This window comes from Paenibacillus nuruki (genome assembly GCF_001721045.1).
GTDB classification, from domain to species: Bacteria; Bacillota; Bacilli; order Paenibacillales; family Paenibacillaceae; genus Saccharibacillus; species Saccharibacillus nuruki.
Genome location: NZ_MDER01000075.1, coordinates 130,990 through 147,514, shown reverse-complemented (window position 1 = coordinate 147,514; position 16,525 = coordinate 130,990). Strand labels below are relative to the sequence as shown.

The window sequence follows — 16,525 nt, the reverse complement described above, 5'->3', positions numbered from 1 at the left end:
TTATCAAGCTAAAAGATATGTATTCTTATTCAATAGGATCTACTTATTCATAGTTAAATAGAAAGAAATCGCTATTTTTTAGATTTAATTATTGTTAGCTAAGTTATCATAAATATTTATTATGTATATAATCTCTTATTAAAGTGTACTTTCAATATTTTGTAACTTTTGATTGTGCTTTTAACAGAACATTTACGTTATATTTGAATTATTAAAATTGGAATAAAGGAGAATATACTTTATGATCAAAAATGCTCTAAGTATGTTACGAGTGATTGGTAACGTGGAAGCGGTATCTTATCTTGCTCTCGTACTGATCGCAATGCCTCTTAAGTATTTTGCTAATATGCCTCTTGCGGTGACTTATGTAGGGATGATTCACGGGGTATTGTTTGTAGCTTATGTAGCGGCGATTGGATTGACTTTGATTTTGCGTAAAATATCGTTTAAACAAGCTATTTTAGGATTGGTCGCTTCTATTCTTCCGTTCGGACCTTTTGTATTTGATCGCTACTTGCACCGTCAACATCAACGTGATGCTGTAGAACAGACTCAAATTTCATAATGCATTAGAAGATCATCATCAATGATCATACATATATGAGATCGTTTATATGGTTTTGGATCAGACAATTCTTTTAGAGAATTGTCTTTTTTGTATAGTATTGTATAGAGAAGAACGAATACACTTGAATAAAAAGATAATATGAGCCAAAAGGAGAAATCGAACATGCCCCTCGAGCAAGAACAGCAAGAATCTGTTATACGACGTTTTCTCTCCCCTGTACGTCAGTCCAAAGCATTTACATATCTGTGGTTAGGTCAATTAATAGCGATGCTGGGTAGTTCAGTTACGATGATTATTTTGCCTATTCTTGTCTACACGTTAACCGGTTCTTCAACCATTATGGGGCTAGCGATGACGATCTATATGTTGCCGATTGTGATTATTTTGCCGATCTCCGGTTGGATTGTAGATCATACCGATCGGGTACGCTTGATTTTACTAACCAATAGCGTCCGATTTGTGTTAATGCTGAGTGGTGCAATTTTGATTTTTACAGATCAATTGTCTTTACCTGTCTTATATGTAGGACTTGCTCTATATGGATTAATGGAAGGTATATTCCAACCTGCCTATTCTGCTTTACGTGCTGAAATATTTACACCTGATATTCGAAATGCGGCGAATGCTCTAACCCAAGTTAGTATTCAGTTCGTCCGTCTACTAGGTCCGACATTAGGCGGGATTCTGGTGACTGTCGCTTCTCCTGGAAGTGGATTTGCTCTGGATTCACTTACATATCTGTTCTCACTGCTTTGTTTTACTTTACTTAGCAAGCACTTTATCTCTAAACGTCAGCAAGAACGTCGTAAGCAACAGACGATTGATCAAGCCTCTTCTACCGATTCGCTACATTCTCCAGTGAAAACATCGGTGTGGCAAGAGTTCACCGCAGGATTTGTTATTTTGCAAAAACAGCCGTGGTTGTGGATTACGATTGTTATTTTCTCGCTCTTGAATATTTGCTATGTAGGGATTACCAGTGTTCTGATTCCATGGCTTTTCAAAATTCATCATCATTTAGATCCTGTTGTCTATGGACTGGCTATGACATCTGCTGGTGTCGGCGCTATTATTGGAGCAGTCTTATTTGGAAGTCGAAAACAGTGGCGCAAACGCGGTTGGATTGGATATGGCGGAGCATTGTTAAGCGGAATCGCTCTATTCTTATTATCGGTGATTACATGGCCACCCGGTATGGTGATGATTATGGCTTTGGAAGGATTCGGCTTGATGATGTTTGCGCTAGTCTGGGAAACGAGTCTGCAAGAGTTAGTACCTGTGGAAAGTTTTGGACGTGTGGCTAGTCTGGATATGTTCGGTTCATTCGCTTTTTTACCGATTGGATTTCTACTTATTGGTTGGTTAGCCGATCAGATTGGTGGACTGATTACGATTAGTTTATTTTCGGGGATTGGGATGTTGCTGGTGATTATCGGGTTATGCGTACCTGCGATCAGGCGATTTGACTAAAAGACACAAAAAAGAAGCATCATCGTGTGTGATATGCTTCTTGTGTTTTACTTTTTGTAATCGTTCTTGTTTGGTAGATGTCATACGGGTATGTTGCGAGATGGCTGCATAATCTTCATTGGCTCTACGACTGTATTCGGGAATCCAACTGCCACTACGCTTTGCTTTACGAATAGCTTTTTGAGTCTGGGTACGTGCCATAATAAATTCACTCTCCTGAATATTAAAATAGGTTACTGCAATATTATACCATAATGCCCCAAAATAAATAAGCGAATGATATGTTACTTATTTTAACATATCATTCGCTTATTTTTGTATAAAAATCATAATTTGAACGTTTGAATTGTGAAATATACAAAAAAGATCGAAATCTATAGTAACCAATTTGACTAAATGTTATAAAATGCTACATAAGTTAAAGACAGAATATACAACCAACATAGACTAAATGATTCTTTTCCAAACCCATGAGGATGTAGTGTCACTAAGCATTTGAATATCAAGGAGGTTTATTATGAATTTTGTTAAATCATTATTTTTTCAAATCATTGTAGCTGTTGTGATCGGTATTGGTGTAGGAATAGCCTTTCCTAACTTTGGAGAGCAGTTACAACCGCTTGGAACCGGATTTATCAAATTAATTAAAATGTTAATTGCACCCTTGATCTTCTTCGTTGTTGTCGCAGGTATTGCCAAAGCAGGCGATCTCAAAGCAGTCGGTCGGATCGGTCTCAAAGCTATCCTGTGGTTCGAGCTTGCTACGACGGTGGCACTCATGTTAGGTCTTGTCGCTGCTCGTGTATTCCGTCCGGGAGAGGGAATGAATATCAATGCCGGTACACTTGATCCCAATGCTGTAGCCGCCAAAACAGGAGGCGCAGAACTTCCACATACCGTCGACTTTATCCTCAATATTATTCCAACCAGTGCAGTAGATGCTTTTGCGCAAAATGCACTGTTACAAGTGCTACTGCTTGCTTGTCTATTCGGTACTGCTCTTGCCGCTAGTGAAAGTCAATTAAAACATAATGTACTGACGCTGGTCGATCAGATCATGGAGCTGATTTTTAAAGTGGTCGGTTATATTATGAAATTAGCACCCATTGGCGCATTCGGTGCGATTGCTTATACAGTCGGTGCCTATGGAGTAGCAACATTGACTTCTTATGGAATGCTGATCCTTGCTTGTTACTTAGCTGCGATCTTATTCTTAATCTGTCTGGGATTAGCGGCATGGTGGATCACAGGTATGAATCTATTGCAATTTATCAAATACACTCGTTCTGAAATTATGCTTGCGATTGGTACAGCTTCGTCTGAAGTTGTTATGCCACGTATGATGGAAAAGCTAAACAAAGCGGGCTGTGATAAAGCAGTGGTCGGATTGGTTGTACCGACAGGATATTCTTTTAATCTAGATGGTGCTTCGATCTATTTATCTCTAGCTACCGTGTTTCTTGCACAGGCGGTAGGCATCGATCTGACCTTAGGACAAGAGATTACTATTTTAGCTGTGTTGATGCTAAGTTCAAAAGGAATGGCTGGTGTACCGGGTTCCGCTTTTCTAGCGTTATCGGCTACAGCCGCAGCACTTAATGCGTTTCCTGTAGCTGTTGTAGCACTATTGCTAGGTGCTGACCGATTTATGGATACGATGCGTGTATTCACCAATCTTATGGGCAATTGTGTAGCTGCTTTTGTCGTAGCCAAATGGGAGGGTATGTTGGACACAGAGAAAATGAAAGCTGTACTTGCAGGAGAATGGACAGAAGAAGAAAACGAGTCGATTGCAACATCCCAACCTGCTAGACCTACAGAAACGATCCACTCTCCACTTGGTCATCCGTTAGCTCAATCTTATACGGTATACGATAAAACATAATCAATAATCCAGTCTCACATCTATATCAAAAAGCTGCTACCCTCGATACGAAGGTAACAGCTTTTTGGTAATACTATTTTGTTGTTTAGCTACTTGTAGCTTATTTTATAAAGAAATAGTTTTGTTATCCGCTTGAGATTGGAACGCAGATAAGATTACAGATAGTGATTTTTTGCCTTCTTCACCTGAAATAGATGGTGGTGTATTGGTAACGATAGATTCGATAAAGGCATCTACTACACCGCTAACTTCTTGCTTGTCATTGGTAGAAATAGCACCTACACGATATTTCTCGACTGTACCGTCACGAAGTTCGACAATCACTTGATCATCAGGATCGGTACCGATTTTCATAATACCGTTCTCACACCACAAGTATGTGCCGTTATCTTCACCACGATAAGCTGTCCAGCTCGCTACTAATGTACCGATTGCACCGCTCTTCATACGAAGCAAGCAAATAGCATTATCATCGACATCTGTATCTTTTTTATCCAATGTACCGATAAATGCACTCACATCAACCACTTCGTCATCTAGCAACCAGCGAATCATATCAGACTTATGTACGCCTAGATCACCCATCGCACCCATGATCGCTTCGTTTTTACGGAAGAACCAGCTTTCTTTACCATCAATACTCCAGAATTCTGGACCTCCATGGCTAAAAGCAGTACGGAAAGTCAGTACACGACCCAATTTGCCTGTTTGCAATACTTCTTTGGCTTTGACGTGTGGTGGCATCAAACGTTGATTATGACCAACCATCAAATACACATTATTCTTTTTAGCTGCATCAATCATCGCTTGTGCTTCTTCTTCAGAAACAGCCATTGGTTTCTCCACCAGTACATGTGCGCCTGCATTTGCAGCGGCAATCGACATTTCAGCATGGAAAATATTCGGAGTGCACACGCTTACAGCATCGAACCCACCAGCTGCTAATAATTCTTTATAATCACTATATGCTTTGGCATCGAAACGTTTCGCATAACCTTCAGCACGTTCTATAATTGGATCAGCAAACGCTACCAATTCTACATTCGGATGTTCTGCATACTCTGGAATATGGCGACGTTCCGCAATACTTCCACAACCTATAACTGCTACTCTGACTTTAGTCATCGTTACATTCCTCCTGAAATATGAAGTTAAGTGTTCCACAGCTATCTTATAGTAATCTGCTCAAATTATCCACCTTTGCGATCTATCATATTACCCTTTTTAGAAGTTTTAGCTCATTATTTATAGAAAAAATATACATTATGAATACAACATGTAGAAATATTTTTATTAATCATTCTAAATGTAGGTCGAATATTAACAGAATTTCGACAAAAAAATCTCGAAATTTATTTTAAAAGAATGTTCCTTTTGAGTCCAAATCACAAAAAAAGTAGTTCAACGTCATCTCTACCGAGGCTGTGTTGAACTACTTTTTGGATAACGATAAATGGCTCTATTTTAAGATGAAGTAACTGGTACTTTGATAGAAAGGGTCTGGAATGTTTTAAGATACGTAGACACTTGTGGTTGAATCTTTTTGAAATATTTCAAGTTGGCTTGATTGGCTAATTGCTTAGCAGCATCTTCTTCTGGAAAGATAGAGTACTCTTTATCAATCTTTCCTTTCCGGTATTGAATCTGCGTGAATTTACCAGTTGCCCAGTATTGCGAGATATTTTGGTTATCTCCATAAATCTGTAACCATAGATCACTGTCTTTGTAATTAAAGCTAAAGGCAGGATCTGCTAATGCTTGAGTCACAGTATATCCTTTTTTAAATACATCATTTTCAAACTGACCTTGCTGAATCAAATTCGCTTCTATTTTACCTGCTTTATTTTTGATCGTTTGTCTGACTTCGCCCAGACCATTACGCTGATCTTTGCTCCATTCGCCTTTGTATGTCACGACAAATGTACGTCCTTTGACCGTATATTGATTTACATATTTCCCTGTACCTTGCCGTATCCCATCGACCCACTGTCCTGCATATGATTTGGAATCTCCCCAGCGAATCGTACCTGTTCCGTTAGGCTTTCCATTTTCCACTTGTCCGTAATACGAAGCACGTGCTGAAAGTTTAAGTGACTCTTTCTCGGTAGCCGCATGAGTCATCGGTGCATATATCCCAACAGACGTAGCGATCAATACTGTACTTAATATGACGGTTTTGCATGTATGTAATATTTTTCTCATTCCTTCATCCCCTTATATGTCTCTAAATATAGAAAAAAAGAAAACCATACATATTCGTCTGTACGATTTTCTTCTTTCTCAAGCTAGTTACCTTTATGCTATTTTATACCCTGAATAGAACATTTATAATCTAATCTGTTAGATGTCTTCACCTGTTAAGCGATTAAGGAACTGCTTCGCACGATCACTTTGTGGGTTATTGAGTACATCTTTGGGATGTCCTTGTTCTATAATGTATCCACCGTCCATCAGAAGCACATGGTCAGCGACATCAGCTGCAAATTTCATTTCATGCGTTACGATTACCATTGTTCTACCTTCAATCGCTAATTGCTTAATGACTTTGAGCACTTCACTAACCAATTCAGGATCAAGTGCAGAAGTAGGCTCATCAAAAAGGAGTACATCAGGTTCAACCGCCATTGCACGTGCAATACCAACACGTTGTTGCTGTCCACCGGATAATTGGTGTGGATAAGAATTACCACGGTCGCCTAATCCTACTTTGGCAAGTAATTCTTGGCTGGATTTGCGAGCGTCTTCTTTACTTTTTTTCTGCACCGTAATCTGAGCTTCCATAACGTTCTCAATAACGGTTTTATGAGGAAACAAATTATACGATTGAAAAACCATACCTGTCCGTTTACGAAGTTCGGTCACTTCTTTGCTAGACACTTTACGACCTTTTTGAAAATCTAACGAACGATCACTTAACTTGATCGTTCCTTGATCAGGAGTCTCCAGTAGATTCATACAGCGAAGTAGCGTGGTTTTACCTGAACCAGACGGCCCGATAATAACCAGCACTTTTCCTTTGTCTAAGCTTACGTCAATTCCTTTGAGTACTTCCAATGCACCGAATGACTTGTGCAAATTACGAATCTCGATCATCATCGGCTAATCTCTCCTTTATTTCTTCAATAGCGATTCTTATATATGAGTTAGTCCGCTGACGAGCGACCTAGTCGTTTTTCTAATTTGTTTTGGAAAAAGGATAATATTGAAGTGAATATTAAATAAATGACTGCTGCTTCCATATATAATACTAAGGGTTCATACGTTCTTGCTACAATTTCTTGCGATTTGCGGAACATTTCAATATAAGTAATACTTGCTGCTAATGAAGTATCTTTTACCAATCCAATAAAAGAGTTAGCAAGCGGTGGAACCGATACTCGTGATGCTTGTGGTAAAATAATACGTCTTAACGTTTGACTACGTGTCATCCCTAAAGAATATCCTGCTTCCCATTGACCTTTACTGATTGATTGAATTGCTGCTCTTACAATTTCAGAACCGTAAGCTCCTACACTAAGTGAGAAACCGATCAAAGCTGCAATAAATTCTGGCAAAATAATACCTACTGATGGTAAGCCATAGAAGATAATAAATAATTGAACTAATAATGGAGTTCCTCTTATGATCCATACATAAAAGCGGGAAATAGCTGATAATATTGGAACTCCAGATATACGTGCCAAAGCAGATAAAACTGCAAGTATAAGTCCTAAAATAAACGAGCTGATTGCAAGTGGGAGTGTATACAACAAACCTGCTCTAAGTAACGGCCAGAACGAATCTATAATGATCTGTATTTCGCGATCGCTCATATCTAGACTTCCTTTCAATTAGTTTTTAGTTATTATTAATTCCTACATTGAACACAGAAATATCTTGACGACATAAAAATCGTCAAGATATTTGTAGTTTCCTGTTTGTATTATAACTTTAGATCAAAGGTACTTTTATTTAGACACATCTTCTCCAAAATATTTTTCAGAGATTTTTAAATATGTTCCATCATCCATCATATCTTTTAACGCTTTATCTACTGCTTGAACCAAATCTTCGCTACCTTTGTTGAAAAGACCTGCACTTTGAGAAGCATCACTTTGCTCAGCAACTACTTTAATCGGTGCTTCAGGCTGTTGTTTTTTCAAATCTAAGAAAGAAAGATTATCATTAACAGTAGCATCTGCACGTCCAGAAGCTAACAATTCGATTGCTTGTGGGAATCCATCTACAGATACTAATTCCGCTCCATTTTCTGTAGCTATTTTACCAAAATTACTGGTTAATGATTGAGCAGATTTTTTACCTTTTAAATCTGCAAAAGATTTGAGATCTGCATTATCTTGTCCAACAATCAATACAGCTTTAGATGTAATATAGGGTGTAGAGAACAAATATTTAGCATTACGTTCTGGATCACTTGTTCCTACTTCATTAAATACAGTATCAAAGCGTTTAGCATCCAATCCTGCGATCATGCCATCCCATTGTGTTTCTACAAATTCAGGTTCTACACCCAGACGTTTACTGACTTCTGTTGCAATATCTACGTCAAAACCAGTTAATTTACCACTTTCATCATGAAACGTAAATGGTGCATATGTTCCTTCTGTACCAATACGTAATTTACCACTAGCTTTTACAGATTCCAATGTGGCTACTTTGCTAGAAGAAGCTGTATCTGTATTGGTTGCTCCAGATGTATCGGTATTGCCTGTCGTTGCTGTATTAGAACTGTTACCACATGCTGCAAGAACAAGCATGGTCAGTATCATAACCAGTGTAAAAGAACCCCATTTTTTCATTTGAAAATACCCCTCTCAGATGTTGGTGATCACACTTATCGTTGGTGATTCACTACTTATTAATAACGTACTGCAAATTGTATAGTACACTGTCTTTCGTCACACGTCAACTCTTTTTCCGATAAAATTACTTGGTTTTATTGCAATTGAAATAATTCCATCATTATTCTTACCCTTTATCGCTTTATTTGAACATGGTATATACGCTGTGAAGCAACATATTTCTCTGCAATTGGGGTATATACTTTTTAGGATAATGATCTTGTGAAGGAGGAAATTATAGGAATGATATGGATAACAATAGAACATATTTTGCGAGTATTAATTGCAGGATTGGCTGGAGCCATTATCGGATATGAACGGAGTAGTCGCCAAAAAGAAGCCGGGATTCGCACTCATTTTATCGTAGCAGTCGGTTCTTCTCTAATGATGATTATATCCAAATATGGATTTACCGATATGGGAAATTGGAGCAATGTATCCCTTGATCCTTCGAGGGTAGCTTCACAGATTGTAAGTGGAGTGGGCTTTCTAGGAGCAGGCACTATTTTTATGAATAAGCAAAAAGTAAAAGGATTAACGACAGCTGCCGGTATATGGGCAACAGCTGGAGTAGGGATGGGCATAGGAGCCGGTATGTACACGCTAGGGATCGGAGTCACCCTGTTGATTGTAGTTGTACAATTTGCAATGCATCGTCATCGTAAGCCGCTTGTAGCGACTCGTGTGCCCCATCGTCTAACTGTACGGATCGTAAATCATAAGCAAGCTATCCCATCGATTCTGGATGCGTTGGATCAGCACCAGATTCATGTGTTTAGTTTACATTCTGAAATCGAAAAATCGCTACCTGACGCTAAGGAGTCCGTTCCTTCCTATTTACTGTTACAAGCTTCCATTCAATTGAATACCACTATCAAACCAAAAGACCTTGTTCCTCTATTACAATCCCTACCGGATGTACAAATGGTCAAAATAGATGAATAAACTAGCTTTTTCTTTTATAAAGAACACATACCAAAAAGCATCTTGCTACAATAAGAGATTGAACCATTGACTCGTTCAGTTCTTCTAGCAAGATGCTTTTGTTGTATTCTGTATTGAAGTCGCCAGCTTATCAAAAGTTCTGCTTTAACTGTTCAAATTGAGAACGAATGCGATCCCGTACATCGTCTGATCCATTTTTGAAATATTCATGACGCTGATTATTCATACGTTGATGAGCTTCACGTTGTAATTCACGCTCTACTTCATAGGCTTGATCTATTTCTGCTTCGACATCGATCACATCATGTCGACAGACAAATTGAGAACCCAATTGACTCAACACATAATTGAATACGCTTACATTATTTTCTTGCACAATACTGATTAAAGCCATTTGTCCCTCATCTAACGTATACAACGTAGATTGGATCAATCCCATTTCTTGTTCTGCTACTTCATGAGTAAATGGCATACTAATCATCGAATCGATACTGCGTTCTAACAATACACCTAACGGACCTGCAAAAATTCCAATCATTGACCCCAAAAGTCCACCTGTTGTCCATTCACCTGCCAGTGATCCATGTGTACCAAATCCATCCCAAAATACCACTTTGCCTTTTTCTCGTGCTACAATAGCGGCTTCCAAGACAGCATATCCTTCGGTAATACGACTATGTCGAAGAGTAGATAAAGCTCGGTATGCCTTACATTCATCTGTAAAAATAACGGTCACTACATTTTCCATAGGACACCCACTTTCTTTTGTTTAACCAGTTGTAAGCGTTCTCAGATATCGTTTCTTTTATCTTATGCTATTTTCCAATTAAATCAACTTATTTTATCGCAAAATAGTATAAATACTGCGAAATTGAAATATATTTCATTTTTAGTATATTATTTAATATAAAGGAGGGAATGTTATGTTACAAGGTGTAGGTGTATACGGGCTTATTTTATCTGTGGTTGTATTGATTGCTTTTGTAATCGCTATACGTTGGTTGGTTGCGAAGTTATTTGCCAAAAGATCTTAATTCCTAGAGTAGAAGTCAGCTAAGATTTTTATTGTACATAAACCTAAATCAATTTGATTAACATGGAGGACAAGGCTATGACACAACCTCATCATTCGTCTACAGAAGAACAGCCTATGATCGAAGTACCTAGAGATTCTTCTTTTAATAGTGTAACCGAGCATAATCATACGATTTTAGGCGTGCCACGTACTGGAAATATCGAAAATATCTCGGATATGCCTGCTCCAATACGTTGGTTTGGCTATATTGCTTTTGGAGCTATTGTTGTAGGTGGTATAGCTATCTTAGCAATTGGACTATTGATGTAGTGTTATAACATATTCATATGTGTTCGTTTATAGAGGGTAGCATATTGATTATATTCATTGAGGGTCTCATCCAATTGTTGGGATTTATCTAAAACACGGTTATCTGAGAATCCGTACATTTCAGCCAATTGGTGCATTTCTTGACGTTGTTGCTCGATTTTCTGTAGGCATTGGTGTAAATTCAATGTACCTCTCTACTCCTTTCTTCTTATGTCTAGTAAATGTATTACGATTTATATTTATTGCATACAGAATATTCAATTTGGATAGATAGTCTATACTATATATCGATCCATTTTAGCCATTTTTTGAATAGTTCCCAAGTCTAATTTATTCGACATTATAATCGAATTTTCTATTAACTCTATATCCTTAAAACAGAAAAACCCCCGACCAGAGTGAACGTAATGTTCAATCGTCGAGGGTTTGTCTATTTTAATCTATTGGAAAAGGATCTCTATTACTCCGTTACTGTTCCGTATACTAATGTTGGAGCGTCAGCATGATCTGCGATACGAATACTCTCGTATAGTTTTTTCAATACATCGTCTACATTTTCACGGTTAGCATGAATTGTTACTAAAGAGTCGCCCACTTTAACAGCGTCGCCTACTTTTTTGTTCAACATCAAGCCTACAGCAAGATCGATTTCGGATTCTTTCGTTGCACGACCAGCACCTAACAACATTGCTGCTGTACCGATTTCATCCGCTACCAATTCAGCTACAAATCCATCTTCTTTCGCAGGAACTTCGATCAAGAATTTCGCTTGTGGCAAACGTTCTGGTTGATCAACAACCGAAGCATCTCCACCTTGGCTTGCAAGGAATAATTTGAATTTCTCCAACGCTTTACCGTTAGCAATAACTTCTTTCAATTTTTCTCTTGCTTCTTCTAGTGAACTTGCTTTACCTGCAAGATATACCATTTGGCTTCCAAGTGCTAAGCACAATTCTTCCAAATCAGCAGGACCTTCACCTTTTAGTGTATCGATTGCTTCTTTTACTTCAAGAGAGTTACCGATTGCTAGACCTAGCGGTTGACTCATATCTGAGATAACAGCCATCGTTTTGCGTCCTACATTGTTACCGATACTTACCATTGCATGAGCCAATTCTTTAGCATCTTCTGCTGTTTTCATAAATGCGCCAGCACCTGTTTTAACATCCAATACGATAGCGTCTGATCCAGCAGCGATTTTTTTACTCATGATTGAACTTGCGATCAATGGAATCGAGTTTACTGTTGCTGTTACATCACGCAAGCCGTATAACTTTTTGTCAGCAGGTGTTAAGTTACCGCTTTGTCCGATAACAGCGATTTTGTTTTCATTCACTAATTTGATAAATTCTTCGTTTGTGATTTCTACGTGGAAACCTTCTACTGCTTCTAATTTATCGACTGTACCACCTGTGTGACCCAGACCACGACCGGACATTTTAGCTACTGGAATATCCAATGCTGCTACAAGAGGAGCCAATACCAATGTTGTGGTATCGCCTACACCGCCTGTGGAGTGCTTGTCGACTTTAACTCCTTCGATAGCGGATAGGTCGATTGTATCTCCAGAGTTCACCATAGCCATCGTTAGGTCTGCACGTTCGCGCTCTGTCATGTCTTTGAAGAAGACCGCCATTGCGAATGCGCTCATTTGATAGTCAGGAATTTCGTCGTGTGTGTAGCCATTAATAATAAAGTTGATTTCCTCGGTTGTTAGTTCTTTACCATCACGTTTTTTTTCAATAAGGTCTACCATTCTCATAATTATTCTAGCTCCTTGTACGTTTTATTTTTGGAAAGAGATTGCTGCATCTAAAGCAACTTCCATCATTTCGTTAAATGTAGATTGTCTTTCTTCAGATGTTGTTTCTTCACCTGTTAGCAAGTGATCACTTACTGTTAAAATGGTTAATGCGTTTACGCCAAACTTCGCTGCTAATGTGTACAATGCACTTGTTTCCATTTCAACGCCTAGTACGCCGTATTGCATTAATAATCCTGTAACGGTTTTGTCGTCACGGTAGAATGAATCTGAACTGAATACGTTACCGACATGCAAATTCAGACCTTTTTCTACGCCACGATCATAAGCAGCTTTGAGTAAAGGGAAACTTGCTACAGGTGAGAAATCGTATCCGCCGAAAATATGACGGTTCATACTGGAATCTGTACAACATGCTTGTGCCAAAATCACGTCACGAACACGTACATTTTCTTGCATACCACCACATGTACCCACACGGATCAAGTTTTTGACGCCGTATTCGCTGATCAATTCATTCACGTAAATGCTGATCGAAGGCAATCCCATACCTGTACCTTGTACAGAGATACGGTTACCTTTGTATGTTCCTGTAAATCCAAGCATACCGCGTACTTGGTTGTAGCAGACTACATCTTCAAGATACGTATCTGCAATGTATTTAGCACGTAATGGATCGCCTGGTAAAAGAATCGTTTCAGCGATTTCGCCAGCTTTTGCTTCAATATGAACGCTCATTTTATAAAAACCTCCAAAGTATGTGTTTAGGTTTGATTTGCTTGGTTGTACCGCTACGGCTAACGGATTGGGTTCCGCTCTCTGGTAAGGATAGATATCTTGAAAGACTGCTGATGCAGTTGATATCTATCCTTACGAGGAGAGGCTACACTCCAATCCGTTAGCCTTCGCTCTGTGCGGATGCAACAATATCACAAAAACATAAAGATGGGTGGTCGGCGCTGGGGACTCGCTTGACCGGGGAAACAACAAATTAGAATATTTAACATTGAGCTTATTTACAACTCTGATCCGTGTTTTGAATATTACTTAAGATCAGACAGGAAGCTTGTGCCGTATTCTGGGCTTGTTACACCGAAGTTTTCGGCTACAGTGGCAGCGATGTCTGAGAATGTTGTGCGTAATGGCAATTCTTTACCACCATTTGCAAAACGTTTGGAATAGACAAGTAATGGTACATATTCACGAGTATGATCTGTACCTGTGTAGGTTGGATCGTTACCATGATCTGCTGTGATGATCAATAGATCGTCTTCTTCCATACCTGCAAATACTTCTGGTAAGCGAGCATCGTATTCTTCCAGTGCGTCAGCATATCCTTTAGGATCGCGGCGGTGTCCGAATAGAGCATCAAAGTCAACCAGATTCAAGAAGCTTAGACCGTGGAAAGGCTTCGCTAGTACGTTGACCAGTTGATCCATACCGTCCATATTAGACTTGGTACGAATCGATTCTGTTACACCTTCGCCATCGTAGATATCAGCAATTTTGCCGATAGCAATCACGTCTAGACCTGCATCTTGCAAAGCGTTCATTGTCGTCGGTTTGAACGGTTTGAGTGCATAATCATGACGGTTGGATGTACGTTGGAAATTACCGACTTCCCCGATAAATGGACGAGCGATAATGCGTCCTAACATGTACGGATCTTCCAGTGTAATCTCACGACAGAATTCACAGATTTCATACAATTCTTTCAAAGGAACGACATCTTCATGTGCCGCAATCTGCAATACGGAATCTGCAGAAGTGTAGATGATAAGTGCGCCTGTTTTCACATGCTCTTCGCCTAGCTCATCCATAATTTCTGTTCCACTTGCCGGTTTGTTACCAATGACTTTACGTCCTGTTTTTTCTTCGATCCGCTCAATCAATTCATCCGGGAATCCATCTGGAAATACACGGAACGGTGTATCAATATATAATCCCATGATCTCCCAGTGTCCTGTCATTGTATCTTTACCACGGGATGCTTCTTGCATTTTAGTGTAATAAGCAAGTGGTTGATCTGCTACAGGTACGCCTTGAATCTCACTGATATTCGATAATCCTAGACTTGCCATATGTGGCATGTTAAGTCCACCATTTTCGCGTGCAATATGTCCGAATGTATCTACATCAACATCTCCAAATTCAGCTGCATCTGGTGCTTCACCAATACCTACTGAATCCATAACTACTAGATGAATACGTTTAAATTCGCTCATTTGTATTACCCCTTTCAACTTTTCAAAATGTCTACAGTGCTCATATACCCTACTCTGTCCAAAATGCGCAGTAGAGCATTTGGTTGCTATCATGCTTATGCAACAATAGTGTACCAAATGCTCTATGTTATACCTATATCTGCTTTTTGAAAAGTAGGTAAGGAATTCTGCGGTCATTTATGAATTCTAAATCTGCGATCACGATTCATATTCATAGGTTGTCATATACTCAAGTGATCTTTTATTTTAAGAACAGACCTGTAATTGTAGCAGAAAGCACACTTACTAGTGTAGCACCATATAATAGTTTCAGTCCAAAACGAGCTACAACATTACCTTGTTTCTCGTGTAGACCTTTAACCGCACCAGCAATAATACCGATTGAAGAGAAGTTAGCGAATGATACTAAGAATACAGATACGATACCTAGTGTACGTGAGCTAAGTTCTGTGTGTTTCACTAGATCTAGCATCGCTACAAACTCATTGGATACCAGTTTCGTTGCCATAATACTACCAGCTGTTACAGCTTCACTCCAAGGTACACCCATCATGAATGCAAATGGTGAGAAGATATAACCTAAGATTTGTTGGAACGTAATACCGAAGATTAATCCGAATAGACCGTTGATCATACCGATCAATGCTACGAAACCAATCAACATTGCTGCTACAATAATAGCAACTTTGAATCCGTCTAAAATATATTCGCCCAGCATTTCGAAGAATGACTGTTTCTCTTCTTCTTGTACTTCTAGAATATCTTCTTCTTTTGTAACAACATAAGGATTGATAATGGAAGCGATAATAAAGCCACCGAATAAGTTAAGCACTAATGCAGTCACAACATATTCAGGTTTCAACATCGTCATATATGCACCTACGATAGACATCGATACCGTAGACATGGCTGATGCACAAAGCGTATACAGACGGTGTTTAGGAAGCGCACCGATTTGTTTTTTAACAGAGATAAATACTTCTGATTGACCTAGGATCGCAGATGCTACAGCATTATACGACTCTAGTCTACCCATACCATTTACTTTACTGAGCACAAGACCAATGTACTTAATAATAAACGGTAGAATTTTGAAGTATTGCAGAATACCGATCAATGCTGAAATAAATACGATAGGCATAAGAACACTTAAGAAAAATGGTGTAGAACCTTCTGCAAAGACAAATCCACCAAATACAAAACTAATACCTTCACCAGCATATGCTAATAAATGTGTAAAGACAGTTGCAAATCCTCCGATTACCCATGTACCAACGACTGTATTAAGGAGCACGAATGCTAAAATCGCTTGCAGTACAACCATGACAAATAATGGACGATAACGAATACCTTTTCTATTATTACTTCCCAAATAAGCTAATCCAAACACCAAAAGAATACCCAAAATTGCGATAATATAACTCATAAATAATTAGCTCCCATTCTGCACTCTGCTTCATAATCATAACCACGTATTTAAAATC

Annotated in this window: 17 protein-coding genes; 5 read left to right on the top strand and 12 right to left on the bottom strand. The window is 38.8% G+C overall.

Annotated elements, in window-relative coordinates; genetic code table 11:
- The first annotated feature begins 241 nt into the window (after positions 1–241).
- Positions 242–565: a DUF3817 domain-containing protein gene (locus PTI45_RS19590; protein ID WP_069329273.1), complete on the top strand. Its 324-nt coding sequence runs from the start codon at positions 242–244 to the stop codon at positions 563–565.
- A gap of 165 nt (positions 566–730) precedes the next feature.
- Complete coding sequence (locus tag PTI45_RS19580; protein WP_069329271.1) at positions 731–2,038, top strand: MFS transporter; 1,308 nt, start codon at positions 731–733, stop codon at positions 2,036–2,038.
- Here PTI45_RS19580 and PTI45_RS19575 read toward each other — a convergent pair.
- Positions 2,006–2,239, bottom strand: coding sequence for a hypothetical protein (locus tag PTI45_RS19575; RefSeq protein WP_069329270.1), 234 nt, complete (start codon positions 2,237–2,239; stop codon positions 2,006–2,008). The two genes, PTI45_RS19580 and PTI45_RS19575, sit on opposite strands and share 33 nt — an antisense overlap.
- A gap of 316 nt (positions 2,240–2,555) precedes the next feature.
- Between PTI45_RS19575 and dctA the strand changes: the two genes are divergently transcribed.
- Entirely contained in the window at positions 2,556–3,923 is a 1,368-nt protein-coding gene (gene dctA / locus PTI45_RS19570; RefSeq protein ID WP_083243625.1) for a C4-dicarboxylate transporter DctA, read from the top strand.
- Between the two features lie 105 nt (positions 3,924–4,028).
- On the opposite strand, the gene PTI45_RS19565 is transcribed toward dctA, so the two are convergent.
- The 5 genes from PTI45_RS19565 to PTI45_RS19545 all read right to left on the bottom strand — a co-directional run bounded on the left by PTI45_RS19565 (position 4,029) and on the right by PTI45_RS19545 (position 8,722).
- On the bottom strand, positions 4,029–5,048 hold the full coding sequence (locus tag PTI45_RS19565; RefSeq protein WP_069329269.1) for a Gfo/Idh/MocA family protein: 1,020 nt from the start codon (positions 5,046–5,048) through the stop codon (positions 4,029–4,031).
- Between the two features lie 339 nt (positions 5,049–5,387).
- Positions 5,388–6,125, bottom strand: a complete 738-nt coding sequence (locus tag PTI45_RS19560; RefSeq protein ID WP_069329268.1) for an MORN repeat-containing protein — start codon at positions 6,123–6,125, stop codon at positions 5,388–5,390.
- Between the two features lie 138 nt (positions 6,126–6,263).
- On the bottom strand, positions 6,264–7,016 hold the full coding sequence (locus tag PTI45_RS19555) for an amino acid ABC transporter ATP-binding protein (RefSeq protein WP_069329280.1): 753 nt from the start codon (positions 7,014–7,016) through the stop codon (positions 6,264–6,266).
- 50 nt (positions 7,017–7,066) lie between these two features.
- Complete coding sequence (locus tag PTI45_RS19550) at positions 7,067–7,735, bottom strand: amino acid ABC transporter permease (protein ID WP_069329267.1); 669 nt, start codon at positions 7,733–7,735, stop codon at positions 7,067–7,069.
- 135 nt (positions 7,736–7,870) lie between these two features.
- Positions 7,871–8,722: an amino acid ABC transporter substrate-binding protein gene (locus PTI45_RS19545; protein WP_069329266.1), complete on the bottom strand. Its 852-nt coding sequence runs from the start codon at positions 8,720–8,722 to the stop codon at positions 7,871–7,873.
- Between the two features lie 285 nt (positions 8,723–9,007).
- Here PTI45_RS19545 and PTI45_RS19540 point away from each other — a divergent pair, with 285 nt between their 5' ends.
- Positions 9,008–9,709: an MgtC/SapB family protein gene (locus tag PTI45_RS19540; RefSeq protein ID WP_069329265.1), complete on the top strand. Its 702-nt coding sequence runs from the start codon at positions 9,008–9,010 to the stop codon at positions 9,707–9,709.
- Between the two features lie 130 nt (positions 9,710–9,839).
- On the opposite strand, the gene PTI45_RS19535 is transcribed toward PTI45_RS19540, so the two are convergent.
- Positions 9,840–10,457: a hypothetical protein gene (locus tag PTI45_RS19535; protein ID WP_069329264.1), complete on the bottom strand. Its 618-nt coding sequence runs from the start codon at positions 10,455–10,457 to the stop codon at positions 9,840–9,842.
- Between the two features lie 363 nt (positions 10,458–10,820).
- Between PTI45_RS19535 and PTI45_RS19530 the strand changes: the two genes are divergently transcribed.
- On the top strand, positions 10,821–11,054 hold the full coding sequence (locus tag PTI45_RS19530) for a hypothetical protein (protein WP_069329263.1): 234 nt from the start codon (positions 10,821–10,823) through the stop codon (positions 11,052–11,054).
- A 2-nt stretch (positions 11,055–11,056) separates the two neighbouring features.
- On the opposite strand, the gene PTI45_RS19525 is transcribed toward PTI45_RS19530, so the two are convergent.
- From PTI45_RS19525 to PTI45_RS19505, 5 genes are all read right to left on the bottom strand, one after another.
- Positions 11,057–11,239 (bottom strand): aspartyl-phosphate phosphatase Spo0E family protein, encoded by a 183-nt coding sequence (locus PTI45_RS19525; protein ID WP_069329262.1) that lies wholly within the window; start codon positions 11,237–11,239, stop codon positions 11,057–11,059.
- Between the two features lie 275 nt (positions 11,240–11,514).
- The gene (locus PTI45_RS19520; protein WP_069329261.1) at positions 11,515–12,816 is read right to left on the bottom strand and encodes a pyrimidine-nucleoside phosphorylase; all 1,302 of its coding nucleotides are present in this window, start codon (positions 12,814–12,816) and stop codon (positions 11,515–11,517) included.
- Positions 12,817–12,840: 24 nt separating this feature from the next.
- Positions 12,841–13,554: a purine-nucleoside phosphorylase gene (gene deoD, locus PTI45_RS19515; protein WP_069329260.1), complete on the bottom strand. Its 714-nt coding sequence runs from the start codon at positions 13,552–13,554 to the stop codon at positions 12,841–12,843.
- A gap of 305 nt (positions 13,555–13,859) precedes the next feature.
- Positions 13,860–15,041 carry a phosphopentomutase gene (deoB, locus tag PTI45_RS19510; protein WP_069329259.1) on the bottom strand — a complete coding sequence of 394 codons (1,182 nt, stop codon included), beginning with the start codon at positions 15,039–15,041 and terminating at the stop codon, positions 13,860–13,862.
- Positions 15,042–15,282: 241 nt separating this feature from the next.
- Positions 15,283–16,467, bottom strand: a complete 1,185-nt coding sequence (locus tag PTI45_RS19505) for a NupC/NupG family nucleoside CNT transporter (RefSeq protein WP_069329258.1) — start codon at positions 16,465–16,467, stop codon at positions 15,283–15,285.
- Between the last annotated feature and the right edge of the window lie 58 nt (positions 16,468–16,525).

Coding starts and splice junctions, on each gene's coding strand:
- PTI45_RS19590 (WP_069329273.1), top strand. CDS start 242: ATGATCAAAAATGCTCTAAGTATGTTACGAGTGATTGGTAACGTGGAA.
- PTI45_RS19550 (WP_069329267.1), bottom strand. CDS start 7,735: ATGAGCGATCGCGAAATACAGATCATTATAGATTCGTTCTGGCCGTTA.
- PTI45_RS19535 (WP_069329264.1), bottom strand. CDS start 10,457: ATGGAAAATGTAGTGACCGTTATTTTTACAGATGAATGTAAGGCATAC.
- PTI45_RS19505 (WP_069329258.1), bottom strand. CDS start 16,467: ATGAGTTATATTATCGCAATTTTGGGTATTCTTTTGGTGTTTGGATTA.
- PTI45_RS19575 (WP_069329270.1), bottom strand. CDS start 2,239: ATGGCACGTACCCAGACTCAAAAAGCTATTCGTAAAGCAAAGCGTAGT.
- PTI45_RS19530 (WP_069329263.1), top strand. CDS start 10,821: ATGACACAACCTCATCATTCGTCTACAGAAGAACAGCCTATGATCGAA.
- PTI45_RS19560 (WP_069329268.1), bottom strand. CDS start 6,125: ATGAGAAAAATATTACATACATGCAAAACCGTCATATTAAGTACAGTA.
- deoB (WP_069329259.1), bottom strand. CDS start 15,041: ATGAGCGAATTTAAACGTATTCATCTAGTAGTTATGGATTCAGTAGGT.
- PTI45_RS19540 (WP_069329265.1), top strand. CDS start 9,008: ATGATATGGATAACAATAGAACATATTTTGCGAGTATTAATTGCAGGA.
- PTI45_RS19580 (WP_069329271.1), top strand. CDS start 731: ATGCCCCTCGAGCAAGAACAGCAAGAATCTGTTATACGACGTTTTCTC.
- PTI45_RS19520 (WP_069329261.1), bottom strand. CDS start 12,816: ATGAGAATGGTAGACCTTATTGAAAAAAAACGTGATGGTAAAGAACTA.
- dctA (WP_083243625.1), top strand. CDS start 2,556: ATGAATTTTGTTAAATCATTATTTTTTCAAATCATTGTAGCTGTTGTG.
- PTI45_RS19565 (WP_069329269.1), bottom strand. CDS start 5,048: ATGACTAAAGTCAGAGTAGCAGTTATAGGTTGTGGAAGTATTGCGGAA.
- deoD (WP_069329260.1), bottom strand. CDS start 13,554: ATGAGCGTTCATATTGAAGCAAAAGCTGGCGAAATCGCTGAAACGATT.
- PTI45_RS19545 (WP_069329266.1), bottom strand. CDS start 8,722: ATGAAAAAATGGGGTTCTTTTACACTGGTTATGATACTGACCATGCTT.
- PTI45_RS19555 (WP_069329280.1), bottom strand. CDS start 7,016: ATGATCGAGATTCGTAATTTGCACAAGTCATTCGGTGCATTGGAAGTA.